At 66.3% G+C, this 16,990-nt stretch carries 13 protein-coding genes; 8 read left to right on the plus strand and 5 right to left on the minus strand.

Annotation, left to right across the window (positions count from 1 at the left end; translation table 11 throughout):
* Position 1 precedes the first annotated feature (1 nt).
* The 4 genes from E5A73_RS01235 to E5A73_RS01250 all read right to left on the minus strand — a co-directional run bounded on the left by E5A73_RS01235 (position 2) and on the right by E5A73_RS01250 (position 6,972).
* A complete protein-coding gene (locus E5A73_RS01235) occupies positions 2–1,303 on the minus strand; it encodes a spinster family MFS transporter (RefSeq protein WP_135961982.1) in 1,302 nt (433 codons plus the stop codon).
* Positions 1,300–2,175: a 3-hydroxyacyl-CoA dehydrogenase family protein gene (locus E5A73_RS01240; protein ID WP_135961983.1), complete on the minus strand. Its 876-nt coding sequence runs from the start codon at positions 2,173–2,175 to the stop codon at positions 1,300–1,302. Before E5A73_RS01240 ends, E5A73_RS01235 begins: the two co-directional genes overlap by 4 nt.
* Entirely contained in the window at positions 2,172–4,229 is a 2,058-nt protein-coding gene (locus tag E5A73_RS01245) for an acetoacetate--CoA ligase (protein ID WP_135961984.1), read from the minus strand. Before E5A73_RS01245 ends, E5A73_RS01240 begins: the two co-directional genes overlap by 4 nt.
* Before the next feature lie 94 nt (positions 4,230–4,323).
* Positions 4,324–6,972: a TonB-dependent receptor plug domain-containing protein gene (locus E5A73_RS01250; RefSeq protein ID WP_135961985.1), complete on the minus strand. Its 2,649-nt coding sequence runs from the start codon at positions 6,970–6,972 to the stop codon at positions 4,324–4,326.
* 151 nt (positions 6,973–7,123) lie between these two features.
* On the opposite strand from E5A73_RS01250, the gene E5A73_RS01255 reads away from it, so the two are divergent.
* Positions 7,124–8,200, plus strand: a complete 1,077-nt coding sequence (locus tag E5A73_RS01255; RefSeq protein WP_240699960.1) for an AraC family transcriptional regulator — start codon at positions 7,124–7,126, stop codon at positions 8,198–8,200.
* A gap of 472 nt (positions 8,201–8,672) precedes the next feature.
* On the plus strand, positions 8,673–9,974 hold the full coding sequence (locus E5A73_RS01260; protein ID WP_135961986.1) for a tyrosine-type recombinase/integrase: 1,302 nt from the start codon (positions 8,673–8,675) through the stop codon (positions 9,972–9,974).
* Between the two features lie 22 nt (positions 9,975–9,996).
* Here E5A73_RS01260 and E5A73_RS01265 read toward each other — a convergent pair whose 3' ends face one another.
* The gene (locus E5A73_RS01265) at positions 9,997–10,188 is read right to left on the minus strand and encodes a hypothetical protein (RefSeq protein ID WP_135961987.1); all 192 of its coding nucleotides are present in this window, start codon (positions 10,186–10,188) and stop codon (positions 9,997–9,999) included.
* Between the two features lie 53 nt (positions 10,189–10,241).
* Between E5A73_RS01265 and E5A73_RS01270 the strand changes: the two genes are divergently transcribed.
* The 6 genes from E5A73_RS01270 to E5A73_RS01295 all read left to right on the plus strand — a co-directional run bounded on the left by E5A73_RS01270 (position 10,242) and on the right by E5A73_RS01295 (position 16,985).
* A complete protein-coding gene (locus tag E5A73_RS01270; protein ID WP_240699961.1) occupies positions 10,242–10,466 on the plus strand; it encodes a hypothetical protein in 225 nt (74 codons plus the stop codon).
* Between the two features lie 125 nt (positions 10,467–10,591).
* Positions 10,592–10,948, plus strand: a complete 357-nt coding sequence (locus E5A73_RS01275) for a hypothetical protein (protein WP_135961988.1) — start codon at positions 10,592–10,594, stop codon at positions 10,946–10,948.
* 99 nt (positions 10,949–11,047) lie between these two features.
* Positions 11,048–11,296: a hypothetical protein gene (locus E5A73_RS01280; protein WP_135961989.1), complete on the plus strand. Its 249-nt coding sequence runs from the start codon at positions 11,048–11,050 to the stop codon at positions 11,294–11,296.
* Positions 11,297–11,368: 72 nt separating this feature from the next.
* Entirely contained in the window at positions 11,369–12,610 is a 1,242-nt protein-coding gene (locus tag E5A73_RS01285) for a TolC family protein (RefSeq protein WP_135961990.1), read from the plus strand.
* Complete coding sequence (locus E5A73_RS01290; protein ID WP_135961991.1) at positions 12,607–13,842, plus strand: efflux RND transporter periplasmic adaptor subunit; 1,236 nt, start codon at positions 12,607–12,609, stop codon at positions 13,840–13,842. Before E5A73_RS01285 ends, E5A73_RS01290 begins: the two co-directional genes overlap by 4 nt.
* Complete coding sequence (locus E5A73_RS01295) at positions 13,839–16,985, plus strand: efflux RND transporter permease subunit (RefSeq protein WP_135961992.1); 3,147 nt, start codon at positions 13,839–13,841, stop codon at positions 16,983–16,985. The genes E5A73_RS01290 and E5A73_RS01295 overlap by 4 nt, the downstream gene beginning before the upstream one ends.
* Positions 16,986–16,990: the final 5 nt, after the last annotated feature.

Below are 16,990 nucleotides of genomic sequence, written 5' to 3' on the forward strand. Positions count from 1 at the left end.
GTCATTGCCCGCGCCGCTTGATCAGGCGGGCGAGCCACAGGAACAGCAGCGCGGCGATCAGGTACATCGGCGCCATCGCATAGAAGGCCATCTGCAGCGAATGCCCGCCATATTCCGGGCGGAAGAAGTCGCTCGCCATGCCGACAAATGTCGGCCCGAGACCAAGCCCGACCAGGTTCATCACCAGCAGCAGCAACGCGCCGGAGATCACCCGCGCGCCGGGATCGACTTCGCCTTGGACGAAGGTGACCGTCGCGGGGAGGAAGAAGGAATTGAGGAACAGCGGCACGAAGAGCAAAGCGAGCGCAATCTCCCACCGGTCCGCCGCGGCGAAGCCCAGGAAGAAGGGCAATGCGATCACCAGCGACGCGGCGGGAATGGTGCCATAGGCCGCCTTGTTGCGGGCGGCGAAGCGATCGACGAGCTTGCCCGAAACGAAGATCCCAGTGCCCATGCCGACGCCGACCGCCAGCGCATACCAGATCGCCACCTGATCCAGCGTCATGCCCTTTTCGCGCATCAGGAACAGTGTGGCGAAGTTGCTGAGCCCATAAGTGATGAAATTGGCGGCGCCGCTTGCAAGCGCGGCGAGCGCCAGCACCCGGTTTTCGAAAAAGCCGGCGATCGCCCGACCGAAGCTCTGCCCGGACCTTGCCTGCGCTGCGGATATGGGCGCGGGATCGAAGCGCCCGCGCGGAGGCTCGGGCACGAGGAAATAGACGAGGACGGCCGTAATCACCCCGATCGCGCCGACGAGATAAAAGGGCACCCGCCAGTCATAGGCGGCCGCGAGCGACGCTCCGAACGCCACGCCGAGCGCCGAGCCGAGCGGCGGGCCGAGGTTGAAGATGCCCATGGCGGTACCGCGCCGTTCGCGCGGAAAGCTGTCCGAGATGATTGCATAGGAGGGCGGCACGCCTCCTGCCTCTCCAATGCCGACCGCCATACGCGCGGCGACGAGCTGGCCATAGGTCCCGGCCATGCCACAGGCGATGGTCGCGCCGCTCCACAGGCCACAGGCGAGCGAAAGGATCTTCACTCGGTTGGTTCGATCCGCCAGCCAGCCGACGGGGATTGCGATGAAGCAATAGAAGAGCGCGAAATAGAAGCCGGTGATATAGCCTAGCTGGCTGTCCGAAATCTGAAGGCTGTCCTGGATTGGCTTGGCCAGGATCGAGACCAGCTGGCGATCCAGGAAGTTCAATACATAGATGAAGCACAGCATGCCCAGCACGAAGCCGCGCTTGCCGCCGCGGCCTTGATCTACGCTCCCATGGGGATGCGCCGCTTCACGCATGGTCATCGGCTCTCATCCCTTGCTGATCGTGCCGCTTTGCCGTTTATCCAGCCGGGGCGGGCCTTGCCGCCGCCAAGGCCCGCCGCCACGCGCTGCTTGAGCAAGGCGGGCGGGCGGAAACGTTCGCCATAGGCATCGTGCAGGATTTCCTGAACTTGCAGGCACAGATCCGAGGTGACGATGTCCATCATTGCGAACGGCCCGATGGGGTGGCCCAGTCCCAGACGGCACGCAATGTCGAGATCGGCGGGAGTAGCGACGCCCTCCTCGACCAGCTTCACCGCCTCGATCAGCAGGGCGTGAAGCATCCGGTTGACCGCGAAGCCGGCCACGTCCTTGATCGCGACCGGCTGCTTGCCGATGTCGCGCAGTACCGCCGTCACCTGCTCGATCGTCGCGGCATCGGTGGCGAAACCGGGGATGACTTCGACCAGCGCCATGCGCGAAACCGGCGAGAAATAATGCGTGCCGAGAAAGCGCGCGCGGCGCTCGGGCGTCACGAACGAAGCGAGCGTGGAAATCGGCAGGGTCGATGTGTTCGACGCGAGGATGCACGCGGGCTGGCAGTGCCCGTCCAGGGCGGTCAGCACGGCTGACTTCGCCTCGAGCGATTCGAAGACAGCCTCGGTCACCAGCGCGCAATCCGCCATGGCGGCGATAGTCGGGGTCGGCCGGATGCGCGCCAGCGCATCACGCGCCGTCTCCGACGCATAAAGCTGGCGGGACACGCCTTTGTCGAGGATCGAGCGCAGCCGATCGATGGCGGAGATCAGAGCTTCCTCGCTCCGATCCTGCAACACGACATCATGGCCGGCCAGCGCGAACACCAACGCGATCTCGGCACCCATCAGGCCCGCACCGACGACCCCGACCTTCATATCACCTCTCCCAGGCGCCGATTCCTTGCGGTCTCGACGTCGCGCTGCCAAAGCTGCGCCTGTTCGACATACCAGGGCAGGACTTCCGGCGTGGCGGTCGCATCGGCGCTTACCACCTTGGCGACGGGCCAGCCGGCGAACAGCCGCTTGATTGGCAGTTCCTGCTTCTTGCCGGACAGCGTGCGCGGAATGGCCGGCGCGGAAATCAGCAGATCGGGCACGAAACGCGGCGACAGGCTGGTGCGAATGGCCGCCGCGACCGCCGCCTCCATTGCCGCATCGACAGATACCCCCTCGGCCGGGACGACGAACAGGATCAGCTTGCTGTCTCCCTCGTCACCTTCAAGGTCGATGATCATCGTGTCCGCGACCTGTGGCAGGCCTTCGATGGCGGCGTAGATTTCCGCCGTACCCATCCGCACGCCGTGCCGGTTGATCGTCGCGTCGCTGCGGCCCGAAATGGTGCAGCTGCCGTCGGTGCCGATCGTCAGCCAATCGCCGTGCCGCCAGACACCGGGCCAGGTTTCGAAATAGGATTGCCGGTATCGGCTGCCGCCTTCATCGCCCCAGAAATAGAGCGGCATGCTGGGAAACGGACGCGTGCAGACCAGCTCGCCGACATCGCCCGTGACTGGCTTTCCGGCCTCGTCCCATGCCTCGATCGCAGCGCCCAGGTGCCGGCACTGAAGTCGCCCGGGCGTATCGGGGAGTTCGGGATTTCCGGCCATGAAGGCGGCGGCAATCTCGGTCCCGCCGCTGACGTTGCACCACCAGATATCGGGCCGGCCGAGCGCGGCGAATTGGGCGGAGCCCCAGCGCTGCACATCCGGCGGCAGCGGCGATCCGGTGCTGCCGAGGGCGCGAATGCAGTCAATGCCCTCGATCGTGCCGAGGTCGAGCCCGGACTTGCGGCAGCTGGCGAAAAACGCCGCGCCCGCCCCGAACCAGGTCACGCCGCTGCGCGCGGCAAACTCCCATAGCCGGGTCCAGTCGGGCTCGTTTTTGGTTCCGCTCGGCGAGCCGTCGAACAGGCAGATGGTGGTGCCGCTGAGCAGTCCGCCGACCTGGATATTCCACATCACCCACCCGCTGGCGCTGTACCAGTGGAAACGGTCACCGAGATTGTTCGCGGCATAGCTTGGGCCAAGGTCGAAATGCAGCCGTCCGGCCGCGGCCGCCAGCAGGACACCGCCATGGCCGTGAACGATCGGTTTGGGCAGGCCGGTGGTGCCGCTGGAATAGAGGATCCACAGCGGATGATCGAAGGGCAGCCATTCGGGCTCGAAGGCCGAGACGGCGGTGTCCTCGCGTGCGATCGCCTGTTCAAAGGCGATGGCGCCAGGCACCTCGGCTCCGGCACAGCCGCTGGCGACGATGAACCGCGTCTCGATGCTGGGAAGCTGCTCGCAAAGTCGGGCGACCGCGGCGCTGCGGTCGATTGCCTTGCCGGCGTAGAATATACCATCCACCGCGATCAGCGCCTTCGGCTCGGTCTGGCGCCAGCGGTCGAGCACCGCGTTGATGCCCATGTCGGGAGAGCACAGGGTCCAGATCGCCCCCAGGCCGGCACAGGCGAGCAGGCCCACCACGGCGGCCGGGATGTTGGGAAGATAGGCGGCGACACGGTCCCCCCGCCCGATGCCCCTCGCGCGAAGTTCGAGCGCCAGCGATGCCGTCTGGCGCCGCAGTTCCGCCCAGCTCAGCGTGAGGCTCGCACCAAGTTCATCCATAGCGATGATCGCGGGTTGCCCCGCCGCTTCCGCCGCTGCGGCGTGCCGAAAAACATGGCGCGCATAGTTCACATGGGTGCCTTCGAACCAACGCGCGCCGGGCATTTCGTCGTTGCCAAGCACCGCTGCGCAGGGCGTGGGCGATTCGATCCCGTCATAGTCCCAGATGCTGCGCCAGAAGCCCTCGAGGTCGTCCACCGACCACCGGCGCAGATCCTCATAGGTCGCGAATTCACGCCGATGCGTGCGCTTCAGCCAGTCCTGATACAGGCGGATCTGGGGGATGGGGGCCGGGACGTCCACGCGGGTAGTGGCACGGGTCATCGAATGGCAAACCTTGCTTGTTTCCAGGCATCAAGGGCGATGCGCTGGCAGGTGCGGGCGGCGAGCATCTGAGAGGCAGCCGCCCGCCAGAGCCTCAGAAGGAGCTCCGCAGGCTCATCGCGGCGTAGCGACCGATCGGATTATAGGCGCCGCCGATGCCGTCGGTCCCCGGGAAGAAGGGCGGAGTCGCGTCGAACAGGTCGTTCACCTGCAGCCCCAGCTCTATTCCTTGGGCAAATGCCAGATCCGGCAGGCGCGCGGACAGGCGCAGGTCCACCGTAGTATAACCCTTGGTCGTATAGAGGCTCGACCCGGTCGGCGTCGCATAGGAGGCGGTCAGGCCGCTGCGATGATTGACGAAGTTGACCAAGGTAACCGGCCCTGCCGTGAAGCCGAGCGTGGTGCGCAACGTGGTACGAGGAATGCCGGCTTCGAGCGAGTCGCTCTCCGCCGAGGTCGGGGACAGGCGGTTGCTGTAGTTCAGGATATAGTTGCCGGCGACCCCGGCGAAGATCGTCCCGAAGCCTGCTGGCTGCCGGTAGCGCACATCGAAATCGATCCCGTTGGTCTTGCGGACGCCGAAATTGCCCTGGCGCAGGTCGAGGATATTGCTGATCGTCGGTATGGCGGCGAAGGTGTAGAAGAAGGGCACGGTGTCGGCGATCGCTTCGCTCAGCTGCGTTGCCGATGGATTGCGAATGACCCGCGAGGCGAAAGTCGGATCGCTGAACAGCAGCGCCCCCAGCCCGGAAGGCGTGCCGATCACATCGTCATATTTGATGTCGTAGAAGGTGGCGCTCGCAGTCAGGTTCGGGGCAAATCTCGGCCGCAGATCGACGCCGAGCGACCAGGTGCGCGCTGTTTCGGGCTTGAGCGACTGGTTGCCGCCAAAGAGCAGGATCGTGTTGACCTGCGCCGCACCGCGCGACGGATCACGCGCGCCGAAGGCGTCGACCAAAGCGGCCGCGGCATAATAAGACCCGACGGTCGAGCCCAGGTCGCGAAGGCCCGGCGCCCGGAAGGAGCGCCCATAGCTTCCCCTGAGGTTCACGCCCTCGACCGGCTCCCAGGTGACGCCGACCTTCGGATTGGTCGTCGAACCGAAATCGCTGTAATGATCGTAGCGACCCGAGAGCGACAGAGTCAGGCTGCGCGCCATCGGCGAAGCATTGCCGTCACCGAACAGCGGCACGAACAGTTCGCCGTAGAGCGATTCGACGTCGCGCTCCAGATTTTCGGGGAAACCGACCCCGCCGCTCTGGCCGCGCTGCATATAGGTTTCGCGGCGATATTCGGCGCCCAGTGCGACCTTCACCGCGCCGCCAGGCAGATCGACCAGCGTCCCGTCGATCTTCGCGGCACCAATGTAGGTCCGCTGGCGATTGGTGAAGTCGGTGGGGTTGTCGAGGATGGCGGCGACCACCGCTGGGCTGGTGCGGGTGCCGAAGGGGTCGAGAGCGGTCGCGGCGGTGGTGCCCGCGGCGGCGGCAGTCAGCGCCGTCGTATTGATTCCCGGCTGGAAGGTGTCGTTGCGGGACCAATTATAGGTGCCGTAGACCGTCGCCTTGAAATCGCGCGGCAGGTTGATGTCGATGCCGGCAGTCGCATTGCCGGCACGCACCCGGAAGGTCTGGTCGAAATGATCCGCGCCGGCCAGCCTGTCGGGGCGGAAGTCGAAATAGCCGAAAAGCGAGCCGGTGCCCGGCGGTGCCCGGAAAAAGGGATTGGCAGCCGTGATCAGGACGAAAGTCTGGCCCGGCAAGGCCGCCTGCACGATGTCCTTGCGATCCGAATAGAGTATGTCGGCCCAGAGGGTCACGCCGCTCGAAAGCTTCTGCCGCGCCGAGGCGAACACGCTGTGCGTGCGGTTCTCCGGCAGAAGGTCGACCGGACCGCGCGGATCGCAGGTGTTGGTGCCCGGCGTCAGGCTGGGCGCCGCATAGATGGTGCCGGCGAACAGGTTCACATTGGCATCCGGGCAGACGGTCGAGCGCGTATCGACGCCGCCGACCGCCCGGAAATCGAGCGAACGATAGTCGCGGTCCGCCCCGGTGATGTTGCTGTTCTCGAGATATTGATAGGCCAGGACGAACGAGCCGCTTTTCCAGTCCTGGCCGAAAATGCCGCCCGCATTGAAGGCGTGATAATCGTCCGCCATGCCGTAGCGGACATTCGCCTCCAGGCCGGACACGCGCTTGCGGGTGATGAAATTGACCACGCCGGCCACCGCGTCCGAACCGTAGATCGCGGAGGCGCCGTCGGCCACGATCTCAACGCGTTCGATCGCCAGCTCGGGCAGGAACGGGTAATCGGGATTGGTCTGCTGGGTGCTGCCGGAGATCAGGCGGTGCCCGTTCATCAGCGGAAGGGTGGCCGCCGCTGGCAGCCCGCGCAAACCCGGCGCGAAGGAGCCGAGCCCGTTGTTGCTGGTGCGCGGCGCGGTGTTGAAGCTGTTGAGCTGCGGTACCGTCGCGAGCAGTTCGGGCGTGCTGGCGGCGCCAATCAGCTTGGCGTCTTCGCGCGACACGCTGATCAGGCCGGAACCGGTCGGCGGGATGCCGCGAATGCTCGTTCCGGTGACGACGATTTCCGTATCGGTTTCGGCGGTGTCTGCTTCGGCTTGACCGCGCGTATCGGCGGTTTGCGCGTGGACGGCGGTCGGCAGGCCCAGCATCGCCAGGACGATTGCGGACCGGCACAGCAGATGCGCACGGTTGCCCGCGAGAATGGCTCCGATCGACATGATGTTCCTCTCCCCTATTATATTGTGCGGTCATTGCCGCTGCCGGACTGTGCCGGCTTGATGCCTTGCTTATGGTGTGACAAACGGGCGCGTAAGCGCATCAGCGGACATCGACAGGTCTTTGGCGGACACACAGAGGGCGAGGATCACGATGGTGCCGGTTGGCGACGAGGAGACCGCATCGGCGACGCGCAACGGCCGCGCGGGTTTCCCCACGCTCAATCAGCGGATCTTTGCGCCGTTCAAGCTGGCGACGGTTATCGACGCGGTTGCCGGGCGTGGCATTACCCCCGAAGCTGCGCTCGACCGCACCGGACTCACGCTTGCCGAGGTTCGCGATCCGCATACGCTGACCTCGATCGGCCAATATCTCATCGCTTGCGAAAACATCGTGGCGGGCGGGGCCGAGTTCGGGGACGCCTTCGCCATCGGCTCGCGGCTCCACCTCTCGGCGTATGGCATGTACGGCTATGCGCTGATGTGTTCGCCGACGATGCGGGATTTCTTCGATTTCGCCGTTCGATACCAGCCACTGGCCACGCCTACCGTGCGCCTCGAATGGCGAGCGCAAGGCGACGTCGCGATCTGGCACTTCCGCGAAATCTATCGCGACGTGATGAGCAGCGATGTGCGTACGTTTCTCGTCCGGCAGCAGATGAAGATGACCTTCACTCATATTCGCGACACGGCGGGAACCGACAATCTGCCGATCCGCGCTCTGTTCGCACTGGATGAAGATCCGCACAGTGCAGCGGACGCGCGCGAACTTTCCTGCACGTGTCTCTATGGACAAGCGGCGAACGAACTCCATTATCCGATCGGAATCCTCGACCAGACCCCCGAGCTGGGCAATCGGCTGACTCGGGCTATGCTGGAGGAGACGTGCGAACGCCTGATCGGTCAGTCCCGGATTTCATCGGGCCTCTCGGGCGAGGTTTACCAGTTGCTGCTGAACGCACCCAGCCAGTTTCCGTCGATGACGGCAATCGCCGAGCAGCTGGGCCTGCAGGAGCGAACGCTTCGCCGCCGCCTCGCGGCCGAGGATTCGAGCTATGGGGCGATCGTCGACGATGTCCGCCGCAAGCTTGCAATCGAATATCTCCAGACGACTCGGATGAGCGTCGACGACGTCGCCTGGAAAGTGGGTTTCAGCGACAGCGCGAATTTGCGTCGGGCGATCCGGCGTTGGACTGGCAAAACGATCACCGAGGTCCGCGCGGGGAAATAGGAGACTAGTCAACCGCTGAGTCTTACAAATCGGCCAATTCGGCCATGAGTTGGCGCTTCAAATCCACATCGGAGGGGCAGGGCCTAGCCCTTGCAAAACGCGAATTTTGTCCGCGCGAGGCCAGGGCATGTTCGTCGTTCTCGATGGGCGCGAATCGGGCCTCCGCCGAATGCGCGAGCAGTGACCTGCAATCCGGAATAATCCGTGAAAATCCCCCGATTTCCAGCTACGGTTTTGCAGCAAATCTGCAGTAAGCGCACAACCGTGCAGATATCCGTCAGCTAAGAATTGAAATCGCTTGGTGACCCCTACGAGAATCGAACTCGTGTTTTCGCCGTGAGAGGGACCTGAAAAAACACCCTCGGACGTCCATGGACGTCAATAAATACAGATACTTAGCAAGTATTCATCCTTGCCGATCCGAGAGAATCCGAGTATCTTAAGAGAGAAAAATTCGGATTGTCCGCTTCCCATGTCCCGCGCCGCCATCGATGCCCGTATCCAGGACCGCACGCCCCGCGCGCGGCTGGCCGTGCGCAAGCGGCCCTATTGGCGCCAGCTCTCCGAAGGCGCGTTCCTCGGCTATTATCGCGGCACCCTCAAAGGCTCCTGGGTCGCCAAATATCACGACGCCGCCACCGGCGCCTATGTGACCGGGACCCTAGGCGAAGCCGATGACGATCTGGAGGCCGACGGCCGCACGATCCTCACCTACAAGCAGGCATTCGATGCAGCGCTGCGCTGGATCGAGCTCAAGACCTCCGGCGACGATCTGCCGCCGGCGATCGCCAGCGATCCCGATATGACCGTGGCCCAGGCGGTCCAGGCCTATATCGCGCTGCGCGACGCGCGCAGTTCGCAGCGCGCGGGCAGGGACATCAAGTCCGACGCCTCCTCCAACCTCACCCGCTATGTGCTCGAGGACAAGAGGCTGCCGATTGTGCGGCTGGCCGCCCTGGTTGAAGCCGATCTGCGCGCCTGGCAGCTGCGCTGCAGCCGCAAGAAGCCCTCCAGCCTCCAGCGCATCGTCAACGACTTCAAGGCAGCCCTCAACCACAGCTTCGCGATGCATCGTCGCGTGCTGCCCGCGGACTTGCCCACCGTCATCAAGTTCGGGCTGAAACTCGACGCGCCCGAGCTGCTGACCGCGGCCGCCCGCGACAACCAGATCCTTAGCGATGACGAGGTTCGCGCGATCGTTGCCGCCGCAATGGCGTTGGATGAGGATTTCGGGCGGCTGGTGGTGCTGCTCGCCGCCACCGGTGCGCGCTTCTCGCAGATCGCCCGCATGACCGTCGCCGACGTCCAGCTCGGCCAGTCCCGGCTGATGCTCCCGCAATCGTTCAAGGGGCGCAAGCGCACGCTCAGCTATATCCGCGTGCCCGTCGGCGCTGACACCATGGCTGCGATCGAGCCGGCTATGCGTGGTCGCAGCCCAGGCGCGCCACTGCTCGAGCATTGGCGGCACAAACAAGTGGGGCCGATGCAATGGGAGCGGGTGGACCGCGGCCCCTGGGCCTCCTCCTCGGCGATGCTGCGGCCGTTCCACCAGGCGGTCGCCGACGCGGGGCTATCGAGCGCGATCATCCCCTATGCGCTGCGGCACTCCTCGATCGTGCGGGGCCTGCGCGCCGGCCTGCCGATCCGGCTGGTCGCAGCGCTCCACGACACCTCGGTCGCGATGATCGAGCGGCATTATTCGCGCTACATCACCGAAGGGCTGGACGACCTCGTTGCCCGCGCGGTCGTGCCGATCGTGGCGATGGCGGCCTAGCCGCCACAGCCCGCCGATTCAGTCACAGCAGGGCGTCGCGCTGCTTCTTCAATGCGTCGAGCTCTTGCTGCTGCTCGGCGATGCGCTCCGACGAACGCTCCTCGTCATTGCCGCCGGAATAGGCTGCCGCCTGTTCCACCAGATCCCGCAGATTGTCCTCGAGGATCGCGATGCGTTCATCGAGTTCGGCAAGCGTCGAGCTGGTATCGGACATGACGGTGTCTCCTGTTCGGGTGCATCGCGGGTCGCGACGGATATCTATCGCAGTTGGCCGGTCCGGGCTATTCCGTCGCTGTGAACAATGACGACGACGCCAGAGCCTTTCTCATCGCGCGCGAGCTGATCGCCGAGCATGGCGACGACGTTGCCGCTTTTCTTCAAACCAGGATCGACGCGCTGATGGCCTCGGGAGATATCGAGCAGCTGTCGGCCTGGCATGTCATCCGAAACGCCGTCGCGCTGACGCTCGAATCCGACACGACGCTCCATTGATGCTCCCATTCCGATACATGTCGCGGCGCTGTCGGCATCGACGCACAGCGGGATCGGTAAGGGTGTAACCAAGGTCGTGTCAGCTACGAATTGACTCGTGCCATGTTGCGACGCATCAAGATCCCGTGCTGAAACTGCTCCGCCATCTTTTGTGCCTGGGCATCCTGTTCGGTCTCGCCGGCAACGGCGTTGCCGTAGCGGCTCCGTGCATCCTGATGACGCAGAGCCAGCCGGCGGCGATGGCAGATATGCCCGATTGCGACATGGTCCAGCCCAGCTCGCAGAGCCATGAGAGCAACAAGGGCAAGGCGCCGGGCTGCATGGCGATGACTGCATGCACCGCAGTGCTGGCGATGAAGGAGCCTGCCGCTCCGACCGCAAGCCGGCATCAGGCAACGGCCGTCAGCTTCTGGCCGACCGCGACCATCCTTGCCGGGCGCGATCTCGCGCCCGAACCGGAACCACCGACCTTCCTTGGCTGAACCCTCGCGCACGCGCGGCTGACCGGCTGTGCCGCTTTCGGGTGGCGGCCGTGAACCGATCCGCGTGCATCGAACCCGATTCACCCAAGGATTAGATCAATGACCAAGACGATCATGGCTGCCCTGCTGGCAGCAGCAACTTTCGTTGCGCCTTCCGCCTACGCCCAGTCCGCCGCGCTCTCCGGCAAGGGCATCCCGACCCTCTCCGCACAGGAGCGCCAGGCTCAGCAGGCATGGTGGGCGGCGCGCGCCGCCCGGCAAGCCGAAAAGCGCATGGCCGCCTGCGTGGCGATGCCGGAATGTGGCGATCGGCGGATGATGTCCGCCGCACCTTCGAACAAGGGCTGACGATCGCCGCCCGCGGCCGGAGCTTTACGCCGGTCGCGGGCGGTCGATTGCCGCGTCCTCAAGGAGGTTGCGATGCGACTCGCTTTATTTCCGGCCATATTGCTGGCCGCCGGCATCGTGCTGCCTTCCCCGGCCGCAGCCGATCCACTGACCTATGCGGAGGCGCTGGCGCGCGCGGCCGCGAATGCGCCCAGCCTGAAGGCGCGGGCGGCGACCACCGACGCGGCGCGCTCGTCGGCGATCGCCGCCGACCGGCTGCCCGATCCGACGCTCGATCTCGGCATCTCGGGGTTCCCCGTGACCGGGCCCAATGCCGGGAGCTTGACCCGCGACGATTTCACCATGGCGACGATCGGGTTCAGCCAGCAATTCCCCAACCTCGCCAAGCGCCACGCGCGCGCCCAGCGTGCGGCGGCCGAGATCGGCGTCGCGCAGGCCGGCGAGCTGGTGGAGGCGCGCAATGTCCGGCTCGAGACCGCGCTCGCCTGGATCGACCTTCATTATGGCGAGCGGCGACTGGCCCAGCTCGACCTGCTCAGCGCGAGCCTCGACGATTTGCAGAAGACCGTGACCGCCCGCCTGGCGTCGGGGAGCGCGCGGCCGAGCCAGGCGCTGGAGCCCGAGCAGCTTCGCGCCGCCGTCGCCGATCGCCGCGCCGAGATGGTTGCAGTCGTCGCGCAGGCCCGTGCCCGGCTCGCGCGCTACACCGGCAATTCCGATCCGGAGGTTTCCGGCGACCCGCCGGCGCTCGAGGTCGATCCCGACCGGCTGCGCGCGTCGCTCGATACCCTGCCGGCGCTCCGGGCGCTCGATGCCGGCATCGCCGCCGCCGAGGCGGATGTCCGGATGGCACGCGCCGACAAGCGTCCGGACTGGCGGGTCGGTGTGTCCTATGGCCGGCGCGATCCCGCGTTCGGCGATCTTGCCTCGGTCGGCGTGTCGGTCGACCTGCCGCTGTTCGCGGGCCGTCGTCAGAACCCGAAGATCGATGCCAGCAAGAGCCAGGCCCAGCGCGCGCGCTTCGACCGTGAGGCGGGCGAGCGCGAGTTGGTCGCGGCGCTCGACGCCGATCTCGCCGATCATGCCATGCACCATGAGCGGCTCCGCAACGCACGCGAGACGCTGGTGCCGCTGGCGAAGCGCCGCGCCGAGCTGGATCGCGACAGCTATGCGGCGGGCAAGCTCGATCTCGGAACCGCCTTGCTTTCGACGCTCGCGCTCGCCGAAGCCGAGGTCGAGACGCTCAACCGCGAGGCCGAGGTCGCGCGCGACGCGGTGCGCATCACCATCACCTATCAGGAGGAGCGGCCATGACGCTCGACAGGAACCAGGCGCTCCGCTGGAGCGGATCGCTGTTCGCCATGGCATTGGCCGCAGGCGGCACCGGCTATTGGATCGGACATGGCGGCGGATCGCCGGCACCCATGGCGGCAAGCACCGCCGGCGGGCGCCAGCCACTCTATTATTACGACCCGATGTTCCCGAACCAGAAGTTCGACCAGCCGGGCAAATCGCCGTTCATGGATATGCAGCTCGTCCCCAAATATGCGGATGAGGGCGGCGCGGCCGGGCCGGCGGGCGTCACCATCGACCCGGCAGCGCGCCAGAGCCTCGGCATTCGCGTGGTTGCCGCACAGATGGGCAGCCTCGCCGGCACGCTCGACGTCACCGGCACGGTCGACTTCAACCAGCGCGATGTCGCGATCGTGCAGGCGCGCTCGGGCGGGTTCGTGCAGCGCGTCTACGCCCGCGCGCCGGGCGATGTGGTTCGCGCAGGCACGCCGATCGCCGACCTGCTGCTGCCCGACTGGGGCGGTGCGCAGACCGAGTTCCTCAGCGTGAAGCGACTCGGCAGGCCCGACCTCACCGCCGCGGCACGCCAGCGGCTGAAGCTGATGGGGATGTCCGACGGACTGATCGCCGGCGTCGAGCGCAGCGGCCGCCCGAACGGCGTGGTCACCATCACCACGCCGATCTCCGGCGTGATCCAGACGCTCGACGCGCGCCAGGGCGTGACCTTGGCGACCGGGCAGACGCTGGCCCAGGTGAGCGGGCTCGGCACGGTCTGGCTCAACGCAGCCGTGCCCGAGGCGCGCGCCGGCGATGTCCGCATCGGGCAGAATGCGAGCGCGACGCTGACCAGCTTCCCCGGCGAGAGTTTCGCCGGCCGGGTGATCGCGATCCTTCCCACGGCCCAGGCTGACAGTCGCACCCTCACCGTGCGGATCGAGCTGGCGAACCGCGGCGGGCGCCTGCGGCCCGGCATGTTCGCGAACGTGTCGCTCGGGGGCGATGCGCGCCCCGCGCTGCTGGTGCCGAGCGAGGCAGTGATCCGCACCGGCACGCGCACCCTGGTGATGCTCGCGGCGGCCGACGGCCGCTACCATCCGGCGGAAGTGCGGGCAGGGCGCGACGCGGGCGGACAGACCGAGATCCTCGCCGGCCTCGCCGTCGGCGAGAAGGTCGTGGCATCGGGCCAGTTCCTGCTCGATTCCGAGGCGAGCCTGACCGGCATCCAGGTTCGTCCGATCGGCGGCGGCCAATGATCGCGACGATCATCCGCGCCTCGGTCAAGGCGCGCGGCCTGGTGCTGCTCGCGGCGCTCGTGCTCGTCGTGATCGGCATCGGCGCGGTGCGCACCACGCCGGTCGATGCGCTGCCCGATCTCTCCGACGTCCAGGTCATCATCCGCACCTCCTATCCGGGGCAGGCGCCGCAGATCGTCGAGAACCAGGTCACCTATCCGCTGGCGACGACGATGCTGTCGGTTCCCGGCGCCAAGGTGGTGCGCGGCTATTCCTTCGTTGGCGACAGCTTCGTCTATGTCCTGTTCGAGGACGGGACCGATCTTTATTGGGCGCGCAGCCGCGTGCTCGAATATCTGAGCCAGGTGCAGGGGCGCCTGCCGCCCGGCGCGACCGCCTCGCTCGGTCCTGACGCCACCGGGGTCGGCTGGATCTACGAATATGCGCTGGTCGACCGCACCGGCCGTCATGACCTTGCCCAGCTCCGCTCCTTGCAGGACTGGTTCCTCCGCTACGAGCTGAAGTCCGTACCGGGCGTCGCTGAGGTCGCGACCATCGGCGGTATGGTCAAGCAGTATCAGGTCGTCGTCGATCCGCAGAAGCTGGCCTCCTATGGCGTTACCCAGAGCGAGCTGGTCGAGGCGCTCAAGCGCGCCAACCAGGAAACCGGCGGCTCGGTCGTCGAGATGGCCGAGGCCGAATATGTCGTGCGTGCGACGGGCTATCTGTCCTCGCTCGACGATTTCCGCGCGGTACCGATCCGCACCGCCGCCGGCGGCGTGCCGGTGCTGCTGAGCGACGTTGCGACTGTCCAGGTCGGCCCGGAAATGCGGCGCGGCATCGCCGAGCTCAACGGCGAGGGCGAAGTCGCGGGCGGCGTCATCGTCATGCGCCAGGGCAAGAACGCCCGCGAGGTGATCGACGGCGTCAAGGCCAAGCTGGCCGAGCTGCGCGCCGGCCTGCCGCCGGGCGTCGAGGTCGTCACCACCTATGACCGCTCGGGGCTGATCGACCGGGCGGTCGACAATCTCACCGGCAAATTGCTCGAGGAGTTCCTCGTCGTCGCACTCGTCTGCGCGCTGTTCCTCTGGCACGTCCGCTCGGCGCTGGTCGCGATCTTGACCCTGCCGCTCGGCATCCTGGCGGCATTTGTCGTGATGCGCGTGCAGGGCGTCAACGCGAACATCATGTCCTTGGGCGGGATCGCGATCGCGATCGGGGCGATGGTCGATGCCGCCGTGGTGATGATCGAGAATGCGCACAAGCATCTTGAACGCTGGGCGCACGACCATCCGGGCGAAGAGCTCAAGGGCGAGGCGCGCTGGCGGGTGGTGACCGAAGCCGCCGCCGAGGTAGGGCCGGCGCTGTTCCTCAGCCTGCTGATCATCACCTTCTCGTTCATCCCGATCTTCTCGCTGCAAGGGCAGGAGGGGAGGCTGTTCGCGCCGCTCGCCTTTACCAAGACCTATGCGATGGCGGGCGCGGCGATCCTTTCGATCACGGTGGTGCCGGTGCTGATGGGCTGGCTGATCCGCGGCAGGATTCCCGGCGAGGACGCCAATCCGGTCAACCGCTGGCTGGCGCGCGGCTATCGGCCGGCCCTGGACTGGGTGCTCAGGCGACCCAAGGCGACACTCTTGATCGCCGGACTCGTGTTCGCCTCGAGCCTCTGGCCGATCAGCCAGACCGGCGGCGAGTTCATGCCGGCGATGAACGAGGGCGACCTGCTCTACATGCCCTCGGCGCTGCCGGGCATCTCGACCGCCAGGGCGGCGCAACTGCTCCAGCAGACCGACCGGCTGATCAAGACCGTGCCCGAGGTCGAGAGCGTGTTCGGCAAGGCCGGCCGCGCCGAAACCGCGACCGATCCTGCGCCGCTGGAGATGTTCGAGACCACGATCCGGTTCAAGCCCAAGGACCAGTGGCGGCCGGGCATGACCCAGGCGAAGCTGATTGACGAACTCGATGCCCGCGTGAAGGTGCCCGGCCTCGCCAATTTCTGGATCCCGCCGATCCGTAACCGGATCGACATGCTTGCGACCGGCATTAAGAGTCCGATCGGGATCAAGGTGTCGGGTGCCGATCTCGGGCAGATCGACCAGGTGGCCCGGCAGATCGAGACGGTGGCGAAGACCATCCCCGGCGTCAGCTCGGCGCTGGCCGAGCGGCTGACCGGCGGGCGCTATATCGACGTCGCTGTCAACCGCGCAGCGGCCGGCCGCTACGGGATGAACGTCGCCGATGTGCAGGCGGTGGTCTCCGGCGCGATCGGCGGCGAGTCGATCGGCCAGACGGTCGAGGGACTGGCGCGCTATCCGATCAGCGTGCGCTACCCGCGCGAGCTGCGCGCCAGCATCGGCGACCTGGTCAATCTGCCGGTACTGACGCCGTCACGGCAGCAGATCACCCTCGGCACCGTGGCCGATGTCCGCATCGTCTCGGGCCCACCGATGCTCCGCAGCGAGAATGGTAGGCCTGCGACCTGGATCTATGTCGACGGGCGCGATCGTGCGCTCACCGCCATCGTCCACGACCTGCAAACGGCCATCGCCGCCAAGGTCAAGCTGCCGCCGGGGATCAGCGTCGCCTATACCGGGCAGTTCGAGTTCCTCGAGCGCGCGACGCAGCGCCTGAAGATCGTCGTCCCGGCCACGCTCGCGATCATCTTCCTGCTGCTCTATTTGACGTTCCGGCGATTGGACGAAGCCGCGCTGATCATGGCGACCTTGCCGTTCGCGCTGACCGGCGGCGTGTGGCTGCTCTATCTGCTCGGCTACAACCAGTCGGTCGCGACCGGCGTCGGGTTCATCGCGCTGGCCGGCGTCGCCGCCGAGTTCGGCGTGGTGATGCTGATCTACCTCAAGCACGCGCTCGCCGAGCGCGGCGATGCACCCGATGCCACTCAGGTCGAAGGCGCGGTCCGCGAAGGCGCGCTGCTCCGCGTCCGCCCCAAGGCGATGACGGTGGCGGTGATCATCGCCGGCCTGCTGCCGATCCTGCTCGGCACCGGCACCGGCTCGGAAGTGATGAGCCGGATCGCCGCGCCGATGATCGGCGGCATGCTCACCGCGCCGCTGCTGTCGATGTTCGTGATTCCCGCCGCCTATCTGCTGATGCGGCGACGGACCGCAGCGCCTCAATTCCCATCCCAAGTGCAACCATGAAGGAG

The organism is Sphingomonas gei (assembly GCF_004792685.1).
Taxonomy (GTDB): Bacteria; Pseudomonadota; Alphaproteobacteria; order Sphingomonadales; family Sphingomonadaceae; genus Sphingomonas; species Sphingomonas gei.